Source organism: Arthrobacter monumenti (genome assembly GCF_054511255.1).
This window is the reverse complement of the sequence record NZ_JBTNCY010000001.1, coordinates 465,262-486,880: the sequence shown is the minus strand read 5'-3', so window position 1 is coordinate 486,880 and position 21,619 is coordinate 465,262. Positions and strand designations below refer to the sequence as shown.

The window sequence follows — 21,619 nt, the reverse complement described above, 5'->3', positions numbered from 1 at the left end:
TTGGTTGAGATTGATTCGGGAAATAGCCCCGCCCGCTGGCAGTGCCATCGGTGACGGTGGTGGGCCGCGAGGGTGGTCCGGCGCGCCGGGAACGGTGCTGCTCAGCACCGTTTTCGCAGGTGAGGACCGTCGTCGGTGCTGGTTATGTTCGGAGCTACATCTCCTGACGAAAGTGTGTCTAACCCGCGCCGACACTGGGCGCGCGGTTCGGCGGACTCGGAATGTGTACATTGCCCGTCGTGCTGCCGCCGGTGTGCGGATCGTCCCCTGCCGCATCATGGCTGGGGGAGCGGTGCAGATGGGACGGTGCGGTGGGTTCGGCATCGGAAGTCGAGTTGCCTTGGAACCATTGCCGCAGGCGCAGCGCAACCTGGTGTGCATCGGGACGATCCGCCGCGTCGCGGGCCGTCATGATGGTCAGCAACTCGACCCATTCCGGCCCCAGTGAGGCGGGAATTTCAGGATCGCGGAGCAGCCGCGCAACGGCCGCTTCCACCACGGGGCCGGGGAATGCCTTCTCGCCGGTCAAGCATTCAAGTAACACCAGCCCCAGTGAGTAAATGTCACTTGAGGCAACTACCTTTGTGCCTTCGGCCTGCTCCGGACTGAGGTAGTTCGCGGTTCCGATGGTGGCCCCGTGTGCGGTGGCCAGAGTCGATTCCATCACCCGGGCAATGCCGAAGTCGGTCAGCTTGGCGGTCAGTCTGGTGTCCTGCTCTTCTTCTCCGGAGACCAAGATGTTGGCCGGTTTTACGTCCCGGTGGACGACACCGTTTTGATGGATGTAATTCAGTGCGTCTGCGAGGTCGGCGCCGAGTTCCGCGACGGCTTCGGGCGCCAGCGGACCGGACTTCAGCCGTTTGCGCAGGTCCGCGCCCTCGACGAGTTCCATCACGAGATAGCTGGCCATGGCGCCGGTGTCGTCGGTGTGCAGGCCGGCGTCGTGCAGGGTTACCAGACCGGGATGGTTCAAGGTGGCCAACAGCTGCATTTCGGTGTGCTGGCGGCGGTAGTCATCGTCGTCGGCAGTGGCCGGTGCGAACATTTTCACGGCGACTTCGCGGCCGAGGGATTCATCCGCAGCCCGGTAGACCGAGGCACCCCCGCCGGTGCCCAAAAGGTCCTGCGCACGATAGCGCCCACCCAGAAGTAAATCCACGTAGTACCCTTGGTCTCTCATAAAAATAAGCGTGCTGACGATCCACCACAATCCTAACGTGTTACGCATGGGACTCCCATTGACTTGGCTAACGATTCGATCTCAGCCCGCATCAACGGTGTTCTCCAGCTCAGGCGCCGGGTCCGTGGCAGTAGTTCACCCCGGCACATCGGCCGGGGTGGACAGCATTAGTTTACCCCGGCCGATGGATTGGTCCGAATTCAGCGATCCCTCGGTGCGCGCGATCCCTCGGCGCGCGGAGACCGGACCACCGGCATTGCCCGCGAAACCGGGATGCCCGTCAGCTCTGCCGGGAGAGGAAGTCGATGGCGGCATTCTTGAAGCCGCGGGAGGTGACGGCATTGGTGTGCGAACGGGCCGGCAACACCAGCGTTTCGGCCTTGGGGCTCAGTCCGGCGAGGTCGTGCATCGTCGCCGCCAGTTCATCTTTTTCGCCCGCTACCAGGAGGATCGGCATGTGCGGCACCGCCTCCGATGGCGTAAACGGTTCGGATTTGATGGCCTCGACCATGCTCAGCAGCGAAAAGATGTTATTGGAGGGCACCATTTGCGCCATCTTCAACAGGCTGTAGCTTTGCTCATCGGCCATGGGCGTGCCATCCGCGAGGTACTTCTGGGCGCCGGCGAGGTCGAAATCGGCCAGCGGATCCTGGGTGGAAGGCCCGCCGAGGACCATGCGATGCACCAGTTCCGGTTGGGTGGCGCCGAACTCCCAGGCCAGCCGCGAACCGAGCGAGTAGCCGATCAGATCAACCCCCGAAGCGGCATTGCCCTCTTCGAACGGGCGGACATGGCTGTCGTATAGAACCTGCAGGATGTCGGCGCGCATCCGGCTCGGCGCGTAGGCATCGAGCTCGTCCGGCGAACCGCTCCGCCCGTGTCCGGGCAGGTCCACGGTGATCACACGTCGGCCGGCGCCGCTCAACGCCGTTAACCAGCCGGCGTCGTACCAGTTCAACTTTGATGAGGAGGCGAAGCCGTGGAGCAGCAGCACCGGCCGGGCGGGGCCGTCCGGCCCGGATCCTTCGGCTGGTTCGTGGATTTCGACATGCAACTGCGCGTCGGAACCCTCAACGATCTGGTGCTCGGGAACGGTCACTGCTTAGTCCTCGTCGTCGGGCAGGGCGCTGAGCCGGACCCGGCGCTTGGGTGCTTCTTCCTTGGGCACCGTGCCGACAATACCGGCGGTGTCGTCGGCAACTTCGAACACGATCAGCGGCTCACCGACATTGATCTTCCCGCCGGGCTCGCCGTACGTCTTGACGACCTTGCCGGCCTGCGGCGAAGGGAGCTCGACGGCGGACTTGGAAGTCTCAACCTCAACCAGAGGTTGATTGCGCTCAATCTGGTCGCCCTCGGACACCAGCCATTCCAGCACGGTTGCCTCAATCAGGCCCTCGCCCAGATCCGGGAGCGGGAAGGAAATTTCAGCCACGGCGATACTCCAATACTCGCTGGATCCCGAAGAGGATCCGATCAATGTTGGGGATGTACTCATCTTCGAGGTCACCTGATGGGTACGGTACATCGAAACCGGTGACCCGCTCAACGGGCGCGCGCAGCGTGCGGAAGCAGCGCTCATTAATAATGGAAGCTACCTCGGCGCCCAGCCCGGACGTCCGCGGAGCTTCATGGACGACGACGGCGCGCCGCGTCTTGGACACGGAAGCGGCCAGACCTTCGGCGTCAATGGGCTTGAGCCAGCGCAGGTCCAGCACTTCCAGCTCGATCCCGTCCTCGGCGGCCAGTTCGGCAACCTGCAGGCAGCGGGATACCATCGCGCCCCAGGCCACCAGGGTCGCATGCTTGCCTTCACGGACGACGAGGGACCCGGTGCGTTCACCGGCGCTGTCCAGATCGACCTTGCCCTTCTGCCAGTAGCGCGACTTCGGCTCCATGAAGATCACCGGATCGGGCCGGGACGCCGCGTACTTCAGCTGGTGGTATGCCTCGTGCGGGGTCGACGGCGAGACGACCTTCAGCCCGGGAACATGCGCGAACAGCGCCTCCAGCGATTCACCGTGGTGTTCGGGGGCGCGGATTCCGCCGAAACTGGGAACCCGCAGCGTGATCGGCATCGGCATGGTGCCGCGGCTGCGGTAGTTCATCCGGCCGATCTGGCAGACGATCTGGTTGATCGCCGGATAGGCGAAACCGTCGAACTGCACCTCCGGAATGGAGTGCCAGCCGGCCATCGCCAGCCCGACCGACATGCCAAGGATGCCCGATTCGGCCAGCGGAGTGTCGAAGACGCGGTCGGTACCGAACTTGGCCTGTAGGCCGTCGGTGATCCGGAAGACACCACCGAGCCGGCCCACGTCCTCACCGAAAACCAAGGTCTTCGGATCGCGTTCGAGGGTTTCCATCAGGGCACGGTTCAGCGCCTGCTGCATGGACATTTCGACGACGTTGGCCGCTGTGTCCTGCCGGTCCTGCTGCACCGGCGTCGTCGCGGCGTCCGTTCCGGCAGCGACTGCTGCGGCCGCGGCTTCACTCTGGGCAGCGTTCGCCTGCGCGGCCTGAGTGTCGCTGGTCGTTTCGTGCTCCATCGTCGTATTCTCCTGGTCGTCCTTATACATGCTCGGACTCCTCCCGCCACTGGCGTGCCTGCTCATCGAGGGCAGGGGTCGATTCCTGGAAGACGTAGTCGAACATCTCGGATCCGGGGCGGGAACCGAGTGCTTCGACGCCGGCACGGATCTGCTCCTCTTCCGCCTTGGCTGCTTCGAGCGCTTCAGCGAAGAACGCCGCATCCGCGACGCCGTCGGCCTCCAGCTGTTTGCGGAACCGTTCGACCGGGTCCTCGCCGGCGTCGTCCCGCTCTTCATCGAGGGTGCGGTACCGTCCGGGATCGTCGCTGGTGGAGTGAGGGCCGCGGCGGTAGGTCATTGCCTCCACCAACACTGGTCCGTTTCCTGTCCGGGCGTGTGCAAAGGCGCGCGACGTCGCTTCGGCAACCGCGACGACGTCGTCCCCGTCCACCTTGATTGATTCCATCCCGTAGCCGGCCGCGCGTGCTGCGACCGAGCCGCCGGCGACCTGGCGTTCGGTCGGGACGGAGATGGCCCAGCCGTTGTTCTGTACGAAGAACACGACCGGCGCCTTCATCACGGCGGCGAAGTTCATCGCCTCATGGATGTCGCCCTGCGAGCTTGCGCCGTCGCCAAAGTACGTCATGGCAACCGGGTACGTCCCGTCGTCGGCCGGTCCATTGAGCCTCGCCCCGTGGGCCCAGCCGACGGCGTGCAGCACCGAGCCGGCGACGACGGCCTGGATGGGGGCGAGGCGGGATTCGGCCGGGTTGTAGAGTCCGCCGTGCCAGGTTGCTTTGTGCGTGGACATGTACTCGACCATGTTCACACCCATCGCGCGGGCGACGCCCATTTCCCGGTAGGTCGGGAAGACGAAGTCGCGGGCGGTGTCGACGACGTAGCCGCTGCCGACCTGCGCGGCTTCCTGCCCTAGTTCCGGTGCGTAGCCGGGGATCAGGCCCTGCCGCTGCCAGGAAACCGCAGAACGGTCGAGCTGGCGGACGGTGACCATCAGCCGGTAGAGCTCCCTGAGTTGATCTTTACCGAGGTTCATACTGATTCCTTTCTACAGCTGCTCCGCCTGCTGCTGCTTCGCGGCGGGCGTTGCGCCGGTCGCGAAGCAGGCACCAGACGGCGATGCCGACGGTGAGGGCCGACGTCGCCAGAAGCTGGTTGCGGGCGGCCGGGTCGAAGAAAGCGAGGGTGACGATGGCGGCGAGGATCGCCAGTGCCGCGTAGGACAGGTAGGGGAAGGCCCACATCTTCAGCGGCAGTTTCACATCCGGGTCCCGGTCCGCCCGGCGGCGCAGGATAATCTGCGAGACGATCGCGGCACCCCAAATCACCAGGATGGTGGAACCCACTGCGTTGAGCAGAAGCCGGAGCACGGTTTCGGGCCAGAGATAGTTCAACACGACGGTAATGAAGCCGAAACCGACCGAGGCGAGCACCGCGGCCTGGGGCACTTTCCTGGCGGAGAGCTTGGACAGGCCGGCCGGAGCGCGTCCGCGCTGGCTGAGCGAGAAGATCATCCGTGAAGCACCGTAGAGATTCGCGTTCAGGGCGGAGAGCAGCGCGATGGCGATGACGACACCCATGGCGGTTTGCATGCCGGGAAGGCCGGCGAAGGTCAGGACGGCGACGAACGGGCTGGCGCCCAGTTCCTCGGATTTCCAGGGCAGGACGGTAATCATGATCAGCACCGAGCCGATGTAGAACACCAGGATCCGCCACACCACGGTACGGATGGCCTTGCCGACATTGCGCTCGGGGTTTTCGGTTTCTGCCGCCGCGACGGTCACGATCTCGGTGCCGCCGAAGGCGAAGATGACCACCAGCAGGCCGGCGGCGATACCGCTGAACCCGTTGGGCATGAAGCCGCCGTGGCCAACGAGGTTGCTGAAACCGGGGGAGTTGGCGGTGGGCAGCAGGCCCAGAATCAGCGCCGTTCCGATGGCCAGGAAGACCACGATGGCGGCAATCTTCAGGACGGCGAACCAGAATTCCATTTCACCGAACTTGGAGACACCGAAGAGGTTGATTGCGGTGAAGCCGGCGATGAACACCAGCGCCAGGGCCCATTGCGGCAGGACCGGCCACATCGTGTGCAGGATTGCCGCCGACGCCGTTGCTTCGGCCGCGACGACGACCACCAGTTGGATCCACCACAGCCAGCCGACGGTGGAGCCGGCGGTGCGGCCCATGGCCTTTTCCGCGTAGACCGAGAAGGCGCCGCTGTTGGGATTGGCCGCGGCCATCTCGCCCAGCATCCGCATCACGAGGATCACCAGCGTGCTGGCGACCACGAAGGACAGCAGCACCGCCGGGCCGGCGGCGGCGATTCCTGCACCCGTGCCCACGAAGAGGCCGGTGCCGATGGCGCTGCCCAGGCTCATCATGACCAGATGGCGGGACTTCATCTTCCGGCCGAGTCCACCGTTTTGGGTGGCGGGGGCGGCGTCGGAAGTGGTTTGTTGTGAAGACGTGGCTGTCACCGTTGAAAGCTCCGTAAGGCTAGGGGACGACGGGCGGGCTTCGCCCTGGCGTACAGTGTGACACTAGACACCCGGGTAAGTGGTTGCAATCTCACTCGATTCCTTTGTGCACTATGTGCAGTATGGATGGCTGGACCGCCAATATGGTGTGCAGAATGTATAGGAGGCGCAGTGGATATAGACGAGCTCGACGCAAGGATCATAACCCTGTTCACTGAGCAACCCCGGATTTCGGTTCTGGAGGCATCGCGGATTCTTGCAGTAGCCCGGGCAACGGTGCAGGCGAGGCTGGACCGGATGATCCGCAATGGCGTGATCAGCGGATGGGGGCCCAGGATCGACCCGTCGAAATTCGGTTACCCCGTCGTCGCATTCTGCTCCCTGACAATCATGCAGGACGCCGGCCACGATGCCGTCGCGGAAAAGCTCGCCTCGATCCCGGAGGTTCAGGAGATCCATACCGTTTCCGGCGGCAGCGACCTGCTGACCAAAGTGGTTGCGAAATCCAATGCCGACCTGCAACGGGTGATCGACAGCATCGTCGCCACCAAGACGGTGGAGCGTTCATCCTCCACGATCGTGCTGAACACGCACTTCCAGGACCGGACCCTGCCTCTTATCCAGACCTCGGGGTTGCCCTGAACCTTGGGGGGGGTACCATCGGGATATGGGAGCGGCCTCCAGGGCAGGTGCAGCGGGTGCGGCGATCCTTGGCGCGCTGCTGCTGAGCGGATGTTTCCCTGCCCACTGTCACAACTACGCTGCGGGGGAACCGAAGATGCGGGCCGCCTGTGCGGTGTCTTTGAACTTTGAGGGCGGGTGGTATTTGGCCCAGCCCGTGGACATCCGGGTAGAGGGGCGGCCGATGGATCGGGTGGCAACCAACCCACCGTGCCACGACCAAGGACGGCCATGTACCGAGGAGGATCCGTCGGATTATCCAACCCGGGAGATAGCGCGGATACCCGGGATTGATCCTGATCAGGCCTTTATTGCACCTTCCAGCGATCCGCGCGCGCTGTACATCAACAACCGGCTCAGCGATAAGCAGGCCAGGGATGTCTACGACCGGGCCGTCGAAGCTTTGAAGGAAGCCAAGTAACGCCCTGAGCCCCGGTGCCGGTCAGTTGTCCTGAGTATTCCGGTCGTCGGCGTCGTCCATCTGCGTCACATCCGCACCCGCACGTCACATCCGCACGTGCAATTGGTGCAGCCGGCACTCCGGGTCTAGAATGACTTAAAGTCAAACTGACCTTTACTCATGGAGCAGGCGTGTATTTCAGTTCAGCGAACGTTACCGAGCGGGAGTTCGTGCCGCCGTCGCTGGCTATTTCCACCGTTATCTTCGCCCTGAGGCCCAGCGCCACGTCCGGCCGGCCGACGCTGTGGTTGCCGCTGGTGCGCCGCATCCGCCAACCGTACCGGGGGCTCTGGGCACTGCCAGGAGGCCCGCTTGCCCGAAGTGAATCCCTGGTCGCAGCCGCCGCGAGGAACCTGAAGGAAACCACCCGGCTGGAGCCGCAGTATCTGGAGCAGCTCTACTGTTTTGGAGCGGTGGACCGGTCGCCCGCTGAACGGGTGGTGTCCATCGTGTACTGGGCGCTTGTGCATGCCGACCAGGCCGCCATCGCCCAGGAAACGGACAACGTCCGCTGGTTTCGGGCCGACCGGCTCGGTGAACTGGCCTTCGACCACAACGAGATCGTCGATTACGCGCTCTGGCGGCTCAGGAACAAGGTCGAGTACGGGTCGATCGCCTACCACCTGTTGGGCGAACGCTTCACGCTCGCGCAGTTGCGTGAAGTCTACGAAGCTGTGCTGGACAAGCGGCTGGACCCAGCCAATTTCCGACGACGGCTCCGGGACGCTCCGGACATCGAACCGACAGATGAATACCTCCAGGGCGGCCGGCACCGGCCTCCGCGGCTGTACCGCTACAAAGACGCAACCGGCCCTCCAACCACCGAAAGCGGCCCTCCCACCACCGAAAGCGGCCCAGCCGCCGTCGAACCTCTACAAACAGCAAACGATACGGAGTAGACCATGTCCGTCACGAGCACTATCGACCTCATCACCCGCGAGCAGGCTGAGCAGGCCGCGCAGGGAACAGCCGCAGCAAAGGAAGCCGCCACCTCAACCTGCAGCCCGGAGCTGGCCAAGGGCCCGTGGGACTTCGACCTTCCCGGCGCGCCTTCCTATGGTCCCGGGGCGTCGATGAAGGACACCGCGCCGCCGGCCACGCCCCGCCAGGGCCAGTTACCGGAGGAATACCGCAACGCCTCTCAGGAGGAACTGGATGCCAGAATCCGTGCCGCCAAGGAGACGCTGGGGAACAAACTGGTGATCCTCGGCCACTTCTACCAGCGCGACGAAGTGGTCCAGTACGCGGACTTCGTCGGCGATTCCTTCCAGCTCGCCCGCGCCGCCAAAGAGAAGCCCGAAGCGGAGGCGATCGTATTCTGCGGCGTGCATTTCATGGCGGAAACGGCGGACCTGCTGTCCGGCCCGGACCAAAAAGTGATCCTGCCAAACCTGGCCGCCGGGTGCTCGATGGCGGACATGGCCGATATCGACTCCGTCACCGAATGCTGGGAGGAGCTGGAGGAACTGTTCGGCACCGAGCCCGATGAGCAGGGCCGGATGCCGGTGATGCCCGTAACCTACATGAATTCCTCTGCTGCGCTGAAGGGGTTCTGCGGCGACCATGGCGGTATCGTCTGCACCTCATCCAACGCCGCCACGGTACTGGAATGGGCATTCGAGCGGGCCCAGCGGGTGCTGTTTTTCCCGGACCAGCACCTCGGCCGCAACACCGCCAAGGCAATGGGGATCGGACTGGAGCAGATGCCGATGTGGAGTCCGCGCAAACCGTTCGGCGGTACCGACGAACAGACCCTGCAGGACTCAAAGGTCATCCTCTGGCACGGATTCTGCTCGGTGCATAAGCGGTTCAACGTCGGCCAGATCGACAAGGCCCGGGCGGAATATCCCGGCGTGCGTGTAATCGTCCACCCCGAATGTCCGATGTCGGTGGTCGATGCCGCGGATGAGTCTGGTTCGACCGACTACATCCGCAAGGCCATCGCAGCGGCCACCGAACCAACCACGTTCGCAATCGGCACCGAAATCAATATGGTGAACCGGCTCAACAGCGAGTATCCGCAACACCACATTTTCTGCCTGGACCCGGTGATCTGCCCGTGTTCGACGATGTACCGGATCCACCCGGGCTATCTGGCCTGGGTGCTGGAGGGACTCGTCCGCGGCGAAGTGCTGAACCAAATCACCGTGCCGGACGACGTCGCCGGCCCCGCCCGTACTGCGCTCGAGCGGATGCTGGCGGCCAAGCCATGAGCGCGCAGTCACAGGTGCGGCACGTCGTCGTCGCAGGTTCCGGAATTGCCGGACTCTACGCCGCGCTCCTCGCTGCCGGGCAGGGCGATACCCGCGTCACGTTGATCAGTAAATCCGCGCTGCCGGAGAGCAACACCTACTTCGCCCAGGGTGGGATTTCGGCCGTCCTGCCGCAACAGCAGGCGGCGTCCGGCGACACCGTCCAGGCCCACATCGCGGACACCTTGGCCGCGGGCGCGGGATTGAACAAGTACGACGCCGTTGAGCTGCTGTGTGCCTCGGCGCAGGAAGAAGTCGGCCAACTGAGCCGGTTCGGCGTTGGGTTCGACGGGTCGACCTTCGGCACCGAACACTTTTACGCGCTGGGGCTCGAAGCCGCCCACTCGGCACCGCGGATCCTGCATTCCGGCGGGGACGCGACAGGCGCCTCCATGGCCAACGCGCTGATCGCCGCCGTCCGGCAACGTACGGACGACGGCGCGATCACCGTTCTTGAGCACACCTTCCTGACCGACATTCTCCGATCGGGTGAGCGTGCGGCCGGCGTTGCCGTGCTGCGCAATGGTGCCACTGAAGCGATCCCGGCCGACGCCGTCGTCCTCGCCACAGGGGGAGCCGGGCAGTTGTTCGAGCACACCACGAATCCGAAGGTCGCCACGGCCGATGGACTCGCGGCGGCGTGGCGTGCCGGTGCTGCGCTGAGCGATCTGGAGTTCTTCCAGTTCCATCCCACCGCCCTGGACGTTCCCGGCAGTTTCATGATTTCGGAAGCCGTCCGGGGCGAGGGCGCGGTGTTGCGGGATGCCAGCGGTCACCGGTTCATGTCTGCCGTCCACCCCGACGCCGAATTGGCGCCCCGCGACGTCGTCTCGCGCGGAATCGCCGAGCACCTGCGGACGCTTGCCGCGGCGGGCAAGGAATCACGCGTGTTCCTGGATGCGACCGGAGTGGCGGCGCGCCGCGGACCGGATTTCCTGGCCCGGCGGTTTCCGACCATTGACCGCCGCACGCGTGAGCTGGGGTTCGACTGGAACACCGGGTGGCTGCCGGTCCGGCCTGCGGCGCATTACTGGATGGGTGGCATCAGCACGGACCTGTGGGGGAGAACATCCGTCCCCAACCTGTATGCAGCCGGGGAAGCGGCCTGTACCGGCGTCCACGGCGCCAACCGTCTCGCCTCGAACTCGCTGCTGGAGGGGCTGGTTTTCGCCCGCCGCGCGGTCCAGTACATTTCAGGACAGGCGGCGGATCCGGGTAGGTGGCCGGACTTCGGTGCGAAGTCACTGCATCTGGGCGAAGACCTGAGCGGAGCAGCTTCTTCCATGGCTGGGACGTTATCCTCCCGCGAAGACGGCTCCCAGAGTGAAGATTTCACCCGAGCGGAACTGCAGCGCTTGATGGCAGCCAACGCGGCACTGGTGCGCGACGGCGGTGCACTGGCCGTGGCGGCGAAACAACTGGAACAGTGGCGGCGCCAACCGGTCACTGTTGCAGATCACGAAGACGCCAATCTGCTCCTCGCCGCCCGCCTGCTGGTGACTGCTTCACGACGGCGCGAAGAATCCGTAGGTGCTCATTTCCGCTCCGACCACCCCGGCCACGACTGGCCGCATACCCGGCACCTGACCTATGTCAATGCGGACCATTAGTAGAAAGCGGGCAGCAGAAACCGTGGCAGAACAACTGGAAATCCTCCCGATGGAAGCGGCCGCCGTCGACGCGTTGGTGTCGGCCGCCCTCGCCGAGGATGCACCGTGGGGCGACATCACCTCCACCGCTCTGATCCCCGCGCAGGCACAGGCAACCGCTCAGCTGGTGGCCCGCGAACCCGGTGTGCTCAGCGGCAGCGCTTTCTTCGCCGCCGCCATGCGGTTGACCGACGCCGGAATCCGCACCAGGTTCTGGATCGAGGATGGTGAAACGTTCGACGCCGGTACCCGGCTCGCGGAGGTGTCTGGACCGGCGCGGCCACTGCTGACAGCGGAGCGGGTGGGCCTGAACATGCTGCAGCGGCTGAGCGGCATCGCCACCGAGACCGCCCGCTACGTTGTGGAAACCGAGGGCACGAAAGCGCGGATCGTGGATACCCGGAAGACCACGCCCGGGCTGCGTTTCGCCGAACGGTACGCCGTGCGCTGCGGCGGCGGACACAACCACCGGTTCAGCCTTTCGGACGCGGTGATGGCCAAGGACAATCACCTGGCCGTCCTCACCCAGAACGGAACGGTCGACCTGACGCACGCCTTGCGGCAGGTCCGGGCGAAGCTCCCACACACCATGCACTTCGAGGTGGAGGTCGACCGGCTGGACCAGATCGAAGCCGTAGCCGCCGCCGGTGTGGATACCATCATGCTGGACAACTTTTCCCCGGCGGAACTGGTGGAGGGAGTGACGCTCATCGCGGGCCGGGCGCTGGTCGAGGCAAGCGGCGGGGTCAATCTGGAAACGGTCGGCGCCATCGCGCGGACCGGCGTCGACGTTATCTCCGTCGGCGCGCTGACCCACAGCGTCCGGGCGCTCGACCTGGGACTGGATATCGACGTCGAACCCCACCCGGCGGACCCAGCCATGGGCGCTCTGGGTTAGGACCGGCCATGCTCTATCTGGATGCCGCCGCCACGACACCGGTCCGCCGCGAAGCGCTCGAGGCCATGTGGCCCTACCTGACCGGAGACTTCGGCAACCCATCGAGCCACCACACTGTCGGCGAATCCGCGGCAGCGGCGCTCGAGACCGCCCGCGGACGGGTGGCGCGCATACTGGGCTGCCGGCCGGGCGAAGTAACTTTCACCTCCGGCGGCACCGAGGCGGACAACCAGGCAGTCAAAGGAATCGCGCTGGCGAACCCCGGCCCCCGTCACATCGTGACCAGCAGTATCGAACACCCCGCGGTGGAGGAGTCATGCGGGTACCTCGTCCGCCACCACGGCTTCCGCGTCACCAGGGTCGAGGTCGACGTCGACGGGCTGGTGAAACTGGACATCCTCCGCCAGGCGCTCGCCGAGGGCGCGACACTGTGCACCATCATGTACGCCAATAACGAGGTCGGAACCGTCCAGTCGATCGCGGGGATCGCGCGGCTCGCAAAGGAATACGGGGTTCCATTCCACACCGATGCGGTGCAGGCCGCCGGTTGGGAACCACTGAACGTCAAGGATCTAGGTGTCGATGCGCTGAGCCTGTCCGGGCATAAACTCGGCGCGCCGAAGGGATGCGGCGCCCTGTACCTGCGCGGCAGGCTGCACACGGAACCGCTCATCCACGGCGGCGGACAACAGCGGGGGCTCCGGTCCGGCACCGAGAACGTTGCCGGAGCTGTCGCGCTCGCCACCGCGTTGAGTCTGGCGGAGGAGCAACGCATACAAACCGCCGGATCAGTCACTGAGCTGCGGGACCGGTTCATCCAGCACGTGCTCGACGGCGTCGATGGCGCGATGCTGACCGGTCACCGGAACAACCGGCTGCCCTCCATCGCTTCGTTCTGCTTTCCGGGCACGAGCGGGGAATCAGTGCTGCTGGAGTTGGAGCGTCTGGGGGTCGTGTGCTCCAGTGGTTCCGCGTGCGCGGCGGGTTCGGACGAACCCTCGCCCGTGCTCACGGCGATGGGAATCGAGCCGTCAGTCGCACAGACCGCAGTACGGTTCAGCTTTACCTCCACCGTCACCACCGCGGAGCTGGATGCGGCGGCCGATGCAGTGATCGCCGCCGTCGCAACAATACGCGGACTAGGCTAGTCCGCTAGGGACTTCAGACCGCCGCGAGGTCCGGATACCTCACGCCGGTGAGTTCTTCGCTCTTTTCCCACAGCCGGCGCCCGGTTTCCTCGTCCAGTACCTGCTGTACCGGAGCGACCAAGGCCACATTCCCGCGCCGCTCGCCAACGCCGTCGGGCCCGTAAAAATCCCCGCCCTCGACTTCCGGAGCGGTGGCGGCGTAGAGAATGGGCAGTGCGCCGGCCGAATCCGACTGGCCCATCAACCGGACGAATCCGGCCATGACGTCCGCTGCGGGACGGAAGCCGCCGGTGTTGGCAAACAATCTGGTGCTGGCCAAACCCGGATGCGCGGCGACGGCGGTAATGTCCTCGCCGCGGGCCTGCAGACGCTTGCTGAACTCGACGGTGTAGTACAAATTGGCAATCTTGCTTTGGCCATAGGCACCCCACCGACGGTAGCGGCTCTCGCTGTTCAGATCGGAGAAATCAATCGATCCGCGCTTGTGCGCCAAGCTCGACACGGCCACAACCCGCGCGCTGCCTGCCTGGCGAAGGTTCTCCAGCAACAGCCCGCCGAGGGCGAAATGACCCAGGTGGTTGATGCCCAGCTGCTGCTCGAATCCGTCCTCGGTGCGGGTCAGGGGAGTGGCCATCACGCCGGCGTTGTTGACCAGAATGTCCAGCGGCCCTTCCCATCCCTCGGCGAAGGACCGGACGGAATCCAGACTGGCCAGGTCCAGCTCACGCGCATCGCAGACGGTGGACTCCGTTGCTTCGCGGACATGTTCCAACGCACGGGTGCCGCGGTCCATGTTCCGGCAGGCCAACGTCACGGCCGCACCTTTGGCGGCCAAAGCCAGGCTGGTTTGCAGCCCGAGGCCGCTGTTGGCGCCGGTGACAATCACACGTCGGCCGGTCAAATCCGGAATATCGCCGGGGCGGAAAGATTTCACGCGGATCTCCTGTTCGGTTCCTCTCAGCATAGGCGGGTAGGCTGGGCAATGGATTCAGCCGTTTCCGGAACAGTCCACGGAACCGTCCACATCCAACACCGCACCCCAAGGAGCACATTGCCGATGGAACGCGTCGTTTCGGCCCACCTGGCCTTCACCACCACACACAATACGTCTATTGCGATGGCTGTGGCGGCTGCCGGGAACAAAGGATTCCATTCCTTCGACGAAACGCTTAATGTCACAGTCGACGGCCTGCCCGCGACGATGCACGAAATCGCTGATCTACATAGTGGCCGGATGCACACGATCACGCTGGAACAGCCCGCGAAAGTGGTCGTGGACTACAGCGCTGAGATCGCCGGCACCGAACGGGCCGAACCCATCGACGAAATGGATCTGATCCGGTACGTCCGGCCGAGCCGCTACTGCGAATCGGACCGATTGCTGCCCGTCTCCTTTGCAGAGTTCGGCGACATGCAGGGTATGGACCTGCTTGTTGCTGTGCGCCAGTGGGTGAACCGGGAGCTGAGCTACGTCGCGGGTTCTTCACGGCCCACCGACGGCGCGGTCGAGACATTCCTGGGCCGCCAGGGCGTTTGCCGCGACTATGCCCATCTGGTCATCTCGCTGCTGCGTGCCAAAGACGTCCCTGCCCGGCTGGCCGCGGTGTACGCCCCCGGGCTCAGCCCAATGGACTTTCATGCTGTGGTCGAGGCTTATGTCGACGGCGTCTGGCACGTCATCGATGCCACCGGTCTCGCCCCGCGGGAGTCAATGCTTCGCATCACCACAGGCCGCGACGCCTCCGACACTGCGTTCCTTTCCACCGTCGGCGGCAGGCTGCAGTTGCAGGAGGTCCGCGTCACCGCGACAGTCAATGAACTGCCCATGGACGACGCCGGCAAGCTCACCCAATTGCGATAGTCACCGGATACTCGCACGTAGCTTCATCGTCAGCGCTTGGAGCTGGGTGAGTTCCTCCGGGCTCAAAGCTCCACCGACTATCCGGCCGATGCTGCGCACGTGTTCGCGTCCGATGGTCTTCTGCAACTCGGCGCCTTCCTGGGTCAAGCCAATCAGCACGCCGCGGTGATCCTCCGGCGCCTGCTTGCGGTCCAGCAGACCGCGCGCTTCAAGCCGGTCGACCATCCGGCTCAGGCTTGGCTGGCTCATCAAGAGCAGCGCGTTCAAGTCGTTGAGCCGGAGCCAGCCGGTGGGGCAACGGGAGAGATTGAACAAGACATCGTACTCGCGCATGTTCAGATTCCGGAACGCCGCATCGGCCTGGAGCAGCCGCATCACCGACACCTGTGCACGGAACAACGACTCCCAGGCGTCGGTGGCCGCGCGGATATGCGCGGTACCAACTGCGTGGTCAGAACTAGTTGAGGGACTGTTGCTGCTTCTCACGCTCCGCCTTCCTGCTCTCGAATGTTGGGGCCTCCGGAACATGTGCCGGCTTGCGGGCCTCGAATTCCTTCCGCAAGGTCGGCACGACCTCGGAGCCCAGGAGGTCCAGCTGTTCAAGCACTGTCTTCAGCGGCAGGCCGGCATGGTCCACCAGGAAGAGCTGGCGCTGGTAGTCGCCGAAGTACTCCCGGAAGGTCAGCGTCTTGTCGATAACTTCCTGCGGGCTGCCGACGGTAAGCGGCGTCTGTGAGGTGAAGTCCTCCAGCGAGGGGCCGTGACCATAGACGGGTGCGTTATCGAAGTAGGGGCGGAATTCGTTCACTGCGTCCTGTGAATTCCTGCGCATAAACACCTGACCGCCGAGGCCGACAATGGCCTGATCCGCCGAGCCGTGTCCGTAGTGTTCGTAGCGCTCCCGGTAGAGCCGGATGAGCTGGATGTAGTGCTCCTTCGGCCAGAAAATGTTGTTGGCGAAGAATCCGTCGCCGTAGTATGCGGCCTGCTCGGCGATCTGCGGACTGCGGATCGAGCCGTGCCAGACAAACGGAGGGAGATCATCGAGCGGGCGGGGTGTAGAAACGAAGCCTTGTAGCGGCGTGCGGTACTGCCCCTGCCAGTTCACTACTTCCTCATCCCAGAGCCGGCGCAGCAGGTGGTAATTCTCCACCGCGAGCTCGATGCCCTTTTGGATGTCCTTGCCGAACCAGGGATAGACCGGGGGAGTATTGCCGCGGCCCATCATGACGTCGACCCGGCCGTCGGCGAGGTGCTGGAGCATGGCGAAATCCTCTGCAATTTTCACCGGGTCGTTCGTGGTGATCAGCGTCGTAGATGTCGAGAGGATGAGCCGCTCGGTCTGTGCGGCAATGTAGCCGAGCATCGTCGTCGGCGAACTCGGGACGAACGGCGGATTGTGGTGCTCGCCGGTGGCAAAGACGTCCAGTCCAACGTCCTCGGCGTGCTTGGCGATTGTCACCATCGCCTTGATACGCTCATGTTCGGTCGGCGCGGTGTCGTTGGTAGGATCAGGCGTCACGTCTCCGACGGTGAAGATACCGATCTGCATGGGAAGTCCTTTCTCGGCTGTCGGAACGTTGGGGTATTTGCATCGCCTGTGAGCAATGTGGGCGTCGGTGTAAGTGCCCCAGGGCCAAGCTTAGTGCCGAAATCCATATATATGCATTTGCATCTACTGGTACAACTCGGCCATCGCCGAATATGTTCCCGCCCCTAATCGTCATCGTTGGAGACAATCCGGCGTCGTGCACTCAAAAGTTCGAGCTCCGGACGGTATGCCACAAACTGTTCCACCGCATCGAGGACTTCGACGACGTGAGCCCGGCTGTCAGCGACCAGCCCGGCCCCGATCACGGTGCGGCGATACAGGGCCTGGGCATCCACCTCCGCGGCGGAAACTGAATATTTGCGCTTGACATCGCTGACCAGCGGCCGGACGATGGAGCGTTTCCCCTTCAGGGAATGGACATCCCCAAGCAGCAGATCAAGCTCAATCCAGCCGATCCACATGATTTGGCTTAGCTGCCGCCGTCGCCGTCCCGCCTGTCCTTGGCATCGTCCGGTCCGTGTTCGGGATCTTCCTCTTCCTCGAAGGTGTTCGCCTCGTCGGTCGACGTTGCGCCGACGCCGTCCTTTGGATTGGGGATTGTGCCACCGGAGTCCTTCGTGCCCTTGGAGTCCGTGGCGCCATCGTCGTCGACTTTCTTGCCCGATTCCTGGTTCATTGCATCCTCCTGAAATGACGTTCTTTTCTATACAAAGTACCCTTATTACCGGGTACGGTGAAGATATGACTCCGTATTCGACCGTGGATCCCCCCGCAACTGCTGAAGCAAAGTACGGCATGGACGAATTCGTGAACCAGAAACTGATCCGAGACCCGGCGGTCAAGCCCTCCAAGCCGAAGAGTTGACGTATGCGGCCGGGGTAGAAGGATCCTGCAAGGTGCAAAAGAGGGTGCAGAACAATGAAGCAACGTTATCGGGACCGGCAGGAGGCTGGCCAGGCCCTTGCCGCCGACGTGAAGCAGACATTGGCTGAAGAAGCACCCGATCGGCCCACGGAAGGGCGTCCGCTGGTCCTCGCCCTTCCCCGCGGCGGTCTGCCGGTAGCGGCCGTAGTGGCGGAGGAATTGGGCGCCGAACTCGATGTCCTGGTCGTACGCAAGATTGGTGTTCCGGCGCATCCGGAACTGGCAATGGGAGCGCTTGCCCTGCTGGCCGACACCGTTGAAGTAGTGCGAAACGATACCGTGTTGGAGCAATTGCCGGGAGTCGATAAGCCCGGTGGCGCTTTCGACACGGTCGCCACAACGGAACGAGAAGAACTCCTGCGAAGGGAAGAAACGTACCGCAGCGGCCGTCCGCCTGTTGACCTCATCGGACGTGCGGTGATCATCGTCGATGACGGGCTCGCTACCGGTTCGACGATGAAGGCCGCATTGATTGTCGCCCGCCGCTACTCGCCCGGACGGTTGGTTGCCGCCATCCCCGTAGGTGCCCGGCAGACTTGCGCAGAATTGCAGGAGCTGGCCGACGACGTCGTTTGTACCTGGGCAACCGACGACCTGGGCTCGGTTGGCTCCGCCTACGAGAAGTTCACGCAAACCACCAACGAGGAAGTCCGCGAAATTCTCGACGCTCATTAAAGCAAGGTTCTCGAGTCCCAGCCATGCCATGGAGGGGTCGATTTCAGCAGACACTCGGGGCATGGGTGTGGGCATGGTTCTACCCTGTGGCTGGTAGTGGGAGACTCGTTTGGTGGTGGCCGGTTGTGTGGGGTTTCCGGTCGAAGTAGTGGTTCCGTAGTGGTTTTTGGTAGGGGTCGACGTATTGGGGTGGGATGAACCAGGGGACCCCGTTTTCGACGTGGATCCGCCATTTTTCTTTGTGTATCAGGTGGTGGTGGAACGAGCATGCCAGAACACCGTTGTCTGTGCTGGTGGCACCGTTTTTGGACCAGTAGTCGATGTGGTGTGCTTCGCACCAGGAGGCGGGCATGTAGCAGCCGGGGAACGCGCAGCCGCCGTCGCGTGCGATGAGTGCTTTGCGCAGGTGTGGCGGGAAGAGGCGTTGGCCGGGTCCGGCGTCGAGGATCCGGCCCTCGCTGCTGAGGATCACGGGCATGATCTCCGCGTCGCAGGCGAGTTTGCGGATGTTCTGCGCGGTGACCGGACCCGTGTATGTGTACGAACCCGTGCCGGAGTCAAGGTCGAGGTCGTTGATCAGGTCCTGGTAGTCGATTACGGCCATTACCTGCGGACGGTGCCCACCCGTGGCAGGCATCCCACCGGCGGCGAGGGCGGCTTTGCAGGCGGCGACGAGACCATCGAGCAGTTTCTGTGGCCGCGACCGGCCATCCACCACACCCGCATCAGCACTGGCTTCATCTTCGTCGGCCCGGCTGACATCTGCTGGGTCGGGGTCCTCGATGCCGCAGCCGCGGGCACGCGGATTCGCGGCGGTATTGACCGTGGTGATGAGATGTTCGTATTGGTCGTCGGTGGCGAAGATCTCCAAATGATGCAGCCCGGCCCGTTTGGTGCGGGTGAAGATCCCCTGCCGGTGCCGCAGCACTTCCTCGGATGGTTCGGCGCCGTCCTGGTCGATGTGGTTCATCCACCGGGCCGCGGCGATATTGACGAAGTCGGGGTCCTGTTCCGCGGCGGTCGCCGTCAACGACTCCTCCATCCGCGCCAACGTCACCGGGTCAGCCAACGGTTTGGCCTTCCGCAGGGCCATGGTCACGGCCGTGGCGGCTTTGGTGGAGACGTCCCCGTCGGCCATCGCCTCCGCCAAATGTTCATGCACCGGCGGAACCGGTGCCCCCGTCATCCCCGTCGTCGGCAGCAGGGTCGCGGCGAGGCGGACGCGTTTAGCCGCTTCGCTGCGGCCGATCCGCAACGCGGCGCGGAGGTAGTCGGCGGTGTGCCGGTATTCCTGCTGCACCTTCCCATCCGCACTCACCCAAGACGTGGTCTTACCCTCGGATTCGGCGTCGGAGCGGACTTGTTCGAGCCGGCCGGCCGCGACGACCTGCAAATGCTCCACGGTGCGGGAGAGTTCCTCCACCCGGTGCGCGAACAACGCCGCCTCACCAGCCTCCACCACGCCCGCGGTGCCCGCAGCCGCCTGATGCGAGAGCACCCGCAACTCATCAGCCATGCCCTCCACCACAGCAGAACCAGCGGCGGCGCGGGATGCGGCTGTCGAATGAGTACCGGCCGTCGAACGAGCCAGCGCAGCAGCAGCGGAGCCGGCGGCGGTGCCGGATCCGGTGCTGAAACCTGCTGCGTTGTCCATGTCACCAACGCTACGACCCACCACCGACAGTATTCGAATATCTGGATGGATACATATCACGAAACGATAACGAAAAGTTGATGTGTCGGCCATTGGTTCCATGTTGTGGCCAACGAGGTGGCATATACCTATCCATTAGCAGCGAACGGTCCATCACCAAAGGGTTGGTTTCCGTGAGGCGGCTTTAATAATTCGTGAGGAACGAGCGAATTTTCGTTGCCGCCGGCGGAAGCCACCCGACGGGAGCCACCCGGCGGAAGCCAGCCGAAGACGAACAACAGGCGAACGACCACGGGGGCCGCCCGCGGAAGCCACCGCCGTCGAAAGCTACCCACACCAACCGGTTCTATACGCGCGGTGCCCGCATCAGGAGCCCGGTTCCGCCAGTGAACGTAGTCGTGTGGAACTTCGATGCACGGGCTGCCTCTACAAAGTTCCATTTTCGGTGTAGCGCAATGGAGCTGAGGTTCCCGGCATTTACTACATACCAAGCATCAGCACTGCGTTGCCAGATCCACTGCAGGCGCGCTTCAGTCAGCGCGGTGCCGATCCCGCTTCGTCGCCATGCCGGCAGGACAGTCACTCCTCCAAGATAGTGCCCAGCGGGTGCGGGATCATCCGCGTAGTCCCAGTAATGGGTCTTTCCCCATCCGACGACGGAGCCGCCAGCTTCCGCAACGACGATGTGCCGGTTCGGATCGGCCACCGCCGCTTCAAGAGCAGAAGCGTCTCCAGGGGCTCGTCCACTTAGCTCGTCGACTGAATTGATCGCCTGGATGTCGCCGGGAAGGGCACTCCGTACGCCCACCTCAATCCGGGAGGAGCCGCCGCTCCCGGAGCTTTCCTCGAAGTCCGCGAATCCGTTGCTGCTCATGCGGAACTCCCCTCGGGCTCAGTGTTCAATGGTCCCCGGGCAACGCGGAATCCGAGATCGTCGATGCGAAGACCGGGGTAGCTGCCGCGCCGTACGGACGCCCGGCAACTCCAATGCTCGTCGAACCATCCACCGCCGCGCATCACCCTATAGGTACCGTACCGTTCGGTATCGGAGAAGTCCCAGCACCATTCCCAAACGTTACCCAACAGGTCATGCAGGCCCCACTCATTTGGCCTCTTACCGCCGACTTGATGTGGCCGCTCGTCCGAGTTGTGGCGATACCAGCCTATTGAGTCGAGGTCACCATAGCGTGGTCCCGTCGTTCCTGCCCTGCAGGCATACTCCCATTCAGCCTCCGTCGGCAACCGGTAGCCATTTGCCGAAACATCCCATACGACGTCGTCGCCAATTATGCGGTAGACGGAGACAAAGCCGGCCTGCTCGGATAGAGCGTTGCAGAACCGGGTCGCATCCCACCACGACACACCGTCGACCGGTAACCGTTCCCCGCGCGCAGCTCCTGGCCATTCACCAGTGATTCCGGCATACTCGTCCTGCGTCACTGGACTGATACCAAGTTCGAACGGAGCCACATCCACAAACCAGGTTCTGCGGCTGCGTGCATCGGACAAGGCAACTCGTCCCGCCGTGATGCCAGCCATCGCGGGGGATACGGTTACGTCCATCCTGAGAGCGTAGCTGAAGGGGTTGGCTCCCGTGAGGCGGCTTTAATAATTCGTGAGGAAGGAGCGAATTTTCGTTGCCGCCGGCGGGAGCCACCC

At 63.9% G+C, this 21,619-nt stretch carries 23 protein-coding genes; 9 read left to right on the top strand and 14 right to left on the bottom strand.

Going from position 1 to position 21,619, the window contains the following annotated elements:
* Window positions 1-178 precede the first annotated feature (178 nt).
* The 6 genes from ACX80B_RS02340 to ACX80B_RS02315 all read right to left on the bottom strand — a co-directional run bounded on the left by ACX80B_RS02340 (window position 179) and on the right by ACX80B_RS02315 (window position 6,131).
* A complete protein-coding gene (locus tag ACX80B_RS02340; protein WP_459292608.1) occupies window positions 179-1,180 on the bottom strand; it encodes a serine/threonine-protein kinase in 1,002 nt (333 codons plus the stop codon).
* 280 nt (window positions 1,181-1,460) lie between these two features.
* Complete coding sequence (locus ACX80B_RS02335) at window positions 1,461-2,279, bottom strand: alpha/beta fold hydrolase (protein WP_459292606.1); 819 nt, start codon at window positions 2,277-2,279, stop codon at window positions 1,461-1,463.
* A gap of 3 nt (window positions 2,280-2,282) precedes the next feature.
* Complete coding sequence (locus ACX80B_RS02330) at window positions 2,283-2,615, bottom strand: biotin/lipoyl-containing protein (RefSeq protein ID WP_459292604.1); 333 nt, start codon at window positions 2,613-2,615, stop codon at window positions 2,283-2,285.
* On the bottom strand, window positions 2,608-3,579 hold the full coding sequence (locus tag ACX80B_RS02325) for an alpha-ketoacid dehydrogenase subunit beta (RefSeq protein WP_459292869.1): 972 nt from the start codon (window positions 3,577-3,579) through the stop codon (window positions 2,608-2,610). The genes ACX80B_RS02330 and ACX80B_RS02325 overlap by 8 nt, the downstream gene beginning before the upstream one ends.
* Window positions 3,580-3,751: 172 nt before the next feature.
* Window positions 3,752-4,765 (bottom strand): thiamine pyrophosphate-dependent enzyme, encoded by a 1,014-nt coding sequence (locus tag ACX80B_RS02320; protein ID WP_459292602.1) that lies wholly within the window; start codon window positions 4,763-4,765, stop codon window positions 3,752-3,754.
* Window positions 4,752-6,131, bottom strand: a complete 1,380-nt coding sequence (locus ACX80B_RS02315; RefSeq protein WP_459292867.1) for an amino acid permease — start codon at window positions 6,129-6,131, stop codon at window positions 4,752-4,754. The genes ACX80B_RS02320 and ACX80B_RS02315 overlap by 14 nt, the downstream gene beginning before the upstream one ends.
* Before the next feature lie 246 nt (window positions 6,132-6,377).
* Between ACX80B_RS02315 and ACX80B_RS02310 the strand changes: the two genes are divergently transcribed.
* From ACX80B_RS02310 to ACX80B_RS02280, 7 genes are all read left to right on the top strand, one after another.
* Window positions 6,378-6,848: an Lrp/AsnC family transcriptional regulator gene (locus ACX80B_RS02310; RefSeq protein WP_459292600.1), complete on the top strand. Its 471-nt coding sequence runs from the start codon at window positions 6,378-6,380 to the stop codon at window positions 6,846-6,848.
* Window positions 6,849-6,873: 25 nt separating this feature from the next.
* The gene (locus ACX80B_RS02305; protein ID WP_459292598.1) at window positions 6,874-7,308 is read left to right on the top strand and encodes a hypothetical protein; all 435 of its coding nucleotides are present in this window, start codon (window positions 6,874-6,876) and stop codon (window positions 7,306-7,308) included.
* Between the two features lie 170 nt (window positions 7,309-7,478).
* Window positions 7,479-8,246, top strand: coding sequence for an NUDIX hydrolase (locus ACX80B_RS02300; protein WP_459292596.1), 768 nt, complete (start codon window positions 7,479-7,481; stop codon window positions 8,244-8,246).
* A gap of 3 nt (window positions 8,247-8,249) precedes the next feature.
* Window positions 8,250-9,560 (top strand): quinolinate synthase NadA, encoded by a 1,311-nt coding sequence (gene nadA / locus ACX80B_RS02295; protein WP_459292594.1) that lies wholly within the window; start codon window positions 8,250-8,252, stop codon window positions 9,558-9,560.
* On the top strand, window positions 9,557-11,209 hold the full coding sequence (gene nadB / locus ACX80B_RS02290; protein WP_459292592.1) for an L-aspartate oxidase: 1,653 nt from the start codon (window positions 9,557-9,559) through the stop codon (window positions 11,207-11,209). The genes nadA and nadB overlap by 4 nt, the downstream gene beginning before the upstream one ends.
* 49 nt (window positions 11,210-11,258) lie before the next feature.
* Entirely contained in the window at window positions 11,259-12,146 is an 888-nt protein-coding gene (gene nadC, locus ACX80B_RS02285; protein WP_459292865.1) for a carboxylating nicotinate-nucleotide diphosphorylase, read from the top strand.
* Window positions 12,147-12,154: 8 nt separating this feature from the next.
* The gene (locus ACX80B_RS02280) at window positions 12,155-13,294 is read left to right on the top strand and encodes a cysteine desulfurase family protein (protein ID WP_459292590.1); all 1,140 of its coding nucleotides are present in this window, start codon (window positions 12,155-12,157) and stop codon (window positions 13,292-13,294) included.
* A gap of 13 nt (window positions 13,295-13,307) precedes the next feature.
* Here the strand turns inward: ACX80B_RS02280 and ACX80B_RS02275 are convergent, their stop codons facing one another.
* Window positions 13,308-14,228, bottom strand: a complete 921-nt coding sequence (locus ACX80B_RS02275) for an oxidoreductase (RefSeq protein ID WP_459292588.1) — start codon at window positions 14,226-14,228, stop codon at window positions 13,308-13,310.
* Window positions 14,229-14,351: 123 nt separating this feature from the next.
* On the opposite strand from ACX80B_RS02275, the gene ACX80B_RS02270 reads away from it, so the two are divergent.
* Window positions 14,352-15,155: a transglutaminase-like domain-containing protein gene (locus tag ACX80B_RS02270; RefSeq protein WP_459292586.1), complete on the top strand. Its 804-nt coding sequence runs from the start codon at window positions 14,352-14,354 to the stop codon at window positions 15,153-15,155.
* Here the strand turns inward: ACX80B_RS02270 and ACX80B_RS02265 are convergent, their stop codons facing one another.
* The 4 genes from ACX80B_RS02265 to ACX80B_RS02250 all read right to left on the bottom strand — a co-directional run bounded on the left by ACX80B_RS02265 (window position 15,156) and on the right by ACX80B_RS02250 (window position 17,383).
* Window positions 15,156-15,641, bottom strand: coding sequence for a MarR family winged helix-turn-helix transcriptional regulator (locus tag ACX80B_RS02265; protein WP_459292584.1), 486 nt, complete (start codon window positions 15,639-15,641; stop codon window positions 15,156-15,158).
* The gene (locus ACX80B_RS02260; protein WP_459292582.1) at window positions 15,613-16,707 is read right to left on the bottom strand and encodes an LLM class flavin-dependent oxidoreductase; all 1,095 of its coding nucleotides are present in this window, start codon (window positions 16,705-16,707) and stop codon (window positions 15,613-15,615) included. The genes ACX80B_RS02265 and ACX80B_RS02260 overlap by 29 nt, the downstream gene beginning before the upstream one ends.
* A gap of 164 nt (window positions 16,708-16,871) precedes the next feature.
* Window positions 16,872-17,168: a DUF503 domain-containing protein gene (locus tag ACX80B_RS02255; RefSeq protein ID WP_459292580.1), complete on the bottom strand. Its 297-nt coding sequence runs from the start codon at window positions 17,166-17,168 to the stop codon at window positions 16,872-16,874.
* A gap of 8 nt (window positions 17,169-17,176) precedes the next feature.
* The gene (locus ACX80B_RS02250) at window positions 17,177-17,383 is read right to left on the bottom strand and encodes a hypothetical protein (protein ID WP_459292578.1); all 207 of its coding nucleotides are present in this window, start codon (window positions 17,381-17,383) and stop codon (window positions 17,177-17,179) included.
* Between the two features lie 242 nt (window positions 17,384-17,625).
* On the opposite strand from ACX80B_RS02250, the gene ACX80B_RS02245 reads away from it, so the two are divergent.
* Complete coding sequence (locus tag ACX80B_RS02245; protein WP_459292576.1) at window positions 17,626-18,306, top strand: phosphoribosyltransferase; 681 nt, start codon at window positions 17,626-17,628, stop codon at window positions 18,304-18,306.
* Between the two features lie 79 nt (window positions 18,307-18,385).
* Here ACX80B_RS02245 and ACX80B_RS02240 read toward each other — a convergent pair whose 3' ends face one another.
* The 3 genes from ACX80B_RS02240 to ACX80B_RS02230 form a co-directional block, all read right to left on the bottom strand.
* Window positions 18,386-19,960: an HNH endonuclease signature motif containing protein gene (locus ACX80B_RS02240; RefSeq protein ID WP_459292574.1), complete on the bottom strand. Its 1,575-nt coding sequence runs from the start codon at window positions 19,958-19,960 to the stop codon at window positions 18,386-18,388.
* A gap of 346 nt (window positions 19,961-20,306) precedes the next feature.
* On the bottom strand, window positions 20,307-20,834 hold the full coding sequence (locus tag ACX80B_RS02235) for a GNAT family N-acetyltransferase (RefSeq protein ID WP_459292572.1): 528 nt from the start codon (window positions 20,832-20,834) through the stop codon (window positions 20,307-20,309).
* Entirely contained in the window at window positions 20,831-21,523 is a 693-nt protein-coding gene (locus ACX80B_RS02230) for a formylglycine-generating enzyme family protein (RefSeq protein ID WP_459292570.1), read from the bottom strand. The genes ACX80B_RS02235 and ACX80B_RS02230 overlap by 4 nt, the downstream gene beginning before the upstream one ends.
* Between the last annotated feature and the right edge of the window lie 96 nt (window positions 21,524-21,619).

Coding starts and splice junctions, on each gene's coding strand:
- ACX80B_RS02270 (WP_459292586.1), top strand. CDS start 14,352: ATGGAACGCGTCGTTTCGGCCCACCTGGCCTTCACCACCACACACAAT.
- ACX80B_RS02235 (WP_459292572.1), bottom strand. CDS start 20,834: ATGAGCAGCAACGGATTCGCGGACTTCGAGGAAAGCTCCGGGAGCGGC.
- ACX80B_RS02260 (WP_459292582.1), bottom strand. CDS start 16,707: ATGCAGATCGGTATCTTCACCGTCGGAGACGTGACGCCTGATCCTACC.
- nadB (WP_459292592.1), top strand. CDS start 9,557: ATGAGCGCGCAGTCACAGGTGCGGCACGTCGTCGTCGCAGGTTCCGGA.
- nadC (WP_459292865.1), top strand. CDS start 11,259: ATGGAAGCGGCCGCCGTCGACGCGTTGGTGTCGGCCGCCCTCGCCGAG.
- ACX80B_RS02340 (WP_459292608.1), bottom strand. CDS start 1,180: ATGAGAGACCAAGGGTACTACGTGGATTTACTTCTGGGTGGGCGCTAT.
- ACX80B_RS02325 (WP_459292869.1), bottom strand. CDS start 3,579: ATGTCCATGCAGCAGGCGCTGAACCGTGCCCTGATGGAAACCCTCGAA.
- ACX80B_RS02250 (WP_459292578.1), bottom strand. CDS start 17,383: ATGAACCAGGAATCGGGCAAGAAAGTCGACGACGATGGCGCCACGGAC.
- ACX80B_RS02315 (WP_459292867.1), bottom strand. CDS start 6,131: ATGAAGTCCCGCCATCTGGTCATGATGAGCCTGGGCAGCGCCATCGGC.
- ACX80B_RS02320 (WP_459292602.1), bottom strand. CDS start 4,765: ATGAACCTCGGTAAAGATCAACTCAGGGAGCTCTACCGGCTGATGGTC.
- ACX80B_RS02255 (WP_459292580.1), bottom strand. CDS start 17,168: ATGTGGATCGGCTGGATTGAGCTTGATCTGCTGCTTGGGGATGTCCAT.
- nadA (WP_459292594.1), top strand. CDS start 8,250: ATGTCCGTCACGAGCACTATCGACCTCATCACCCGCGAGCAGGCTGAG.
- ACX80B_RS02305 (WP_459292598.1), top strand. CDS start 6,874: ATGGGAGCGGCCTCCAGGGCAGGTGCAGCGGGTGCGGCGATCCTTGGC.
- ACX80B_RS02280 (WP_459292590.1), top strand. CDS start 12,155: ATGCTCTATCTGGATGCCGCCGCCACGACACCGGTCCGCCGCGAAGCG.
- ACX80B_RS02245 (WP_459292576.1), top strand. CDS start 17,626: ATGAAGCAACGTTATCGGGACCGGCAGGAGGCTGGCCAGGCCCTTGCC.
- ACX80B_RS02230 (WP_459292570.1), bottom strand. CDS start 21,523: ATGGACGTAACCGTATCCCCCGCGATGGCTGGCATCACGGCGGGACGA.
- ACX80B_RS02240 (WP_459292574.1), bottom strand. CDS start 19,960: ATGGACAACGCAGCAGGTTTCAGCACCGGATCCGGCACCGCCGCCGGC.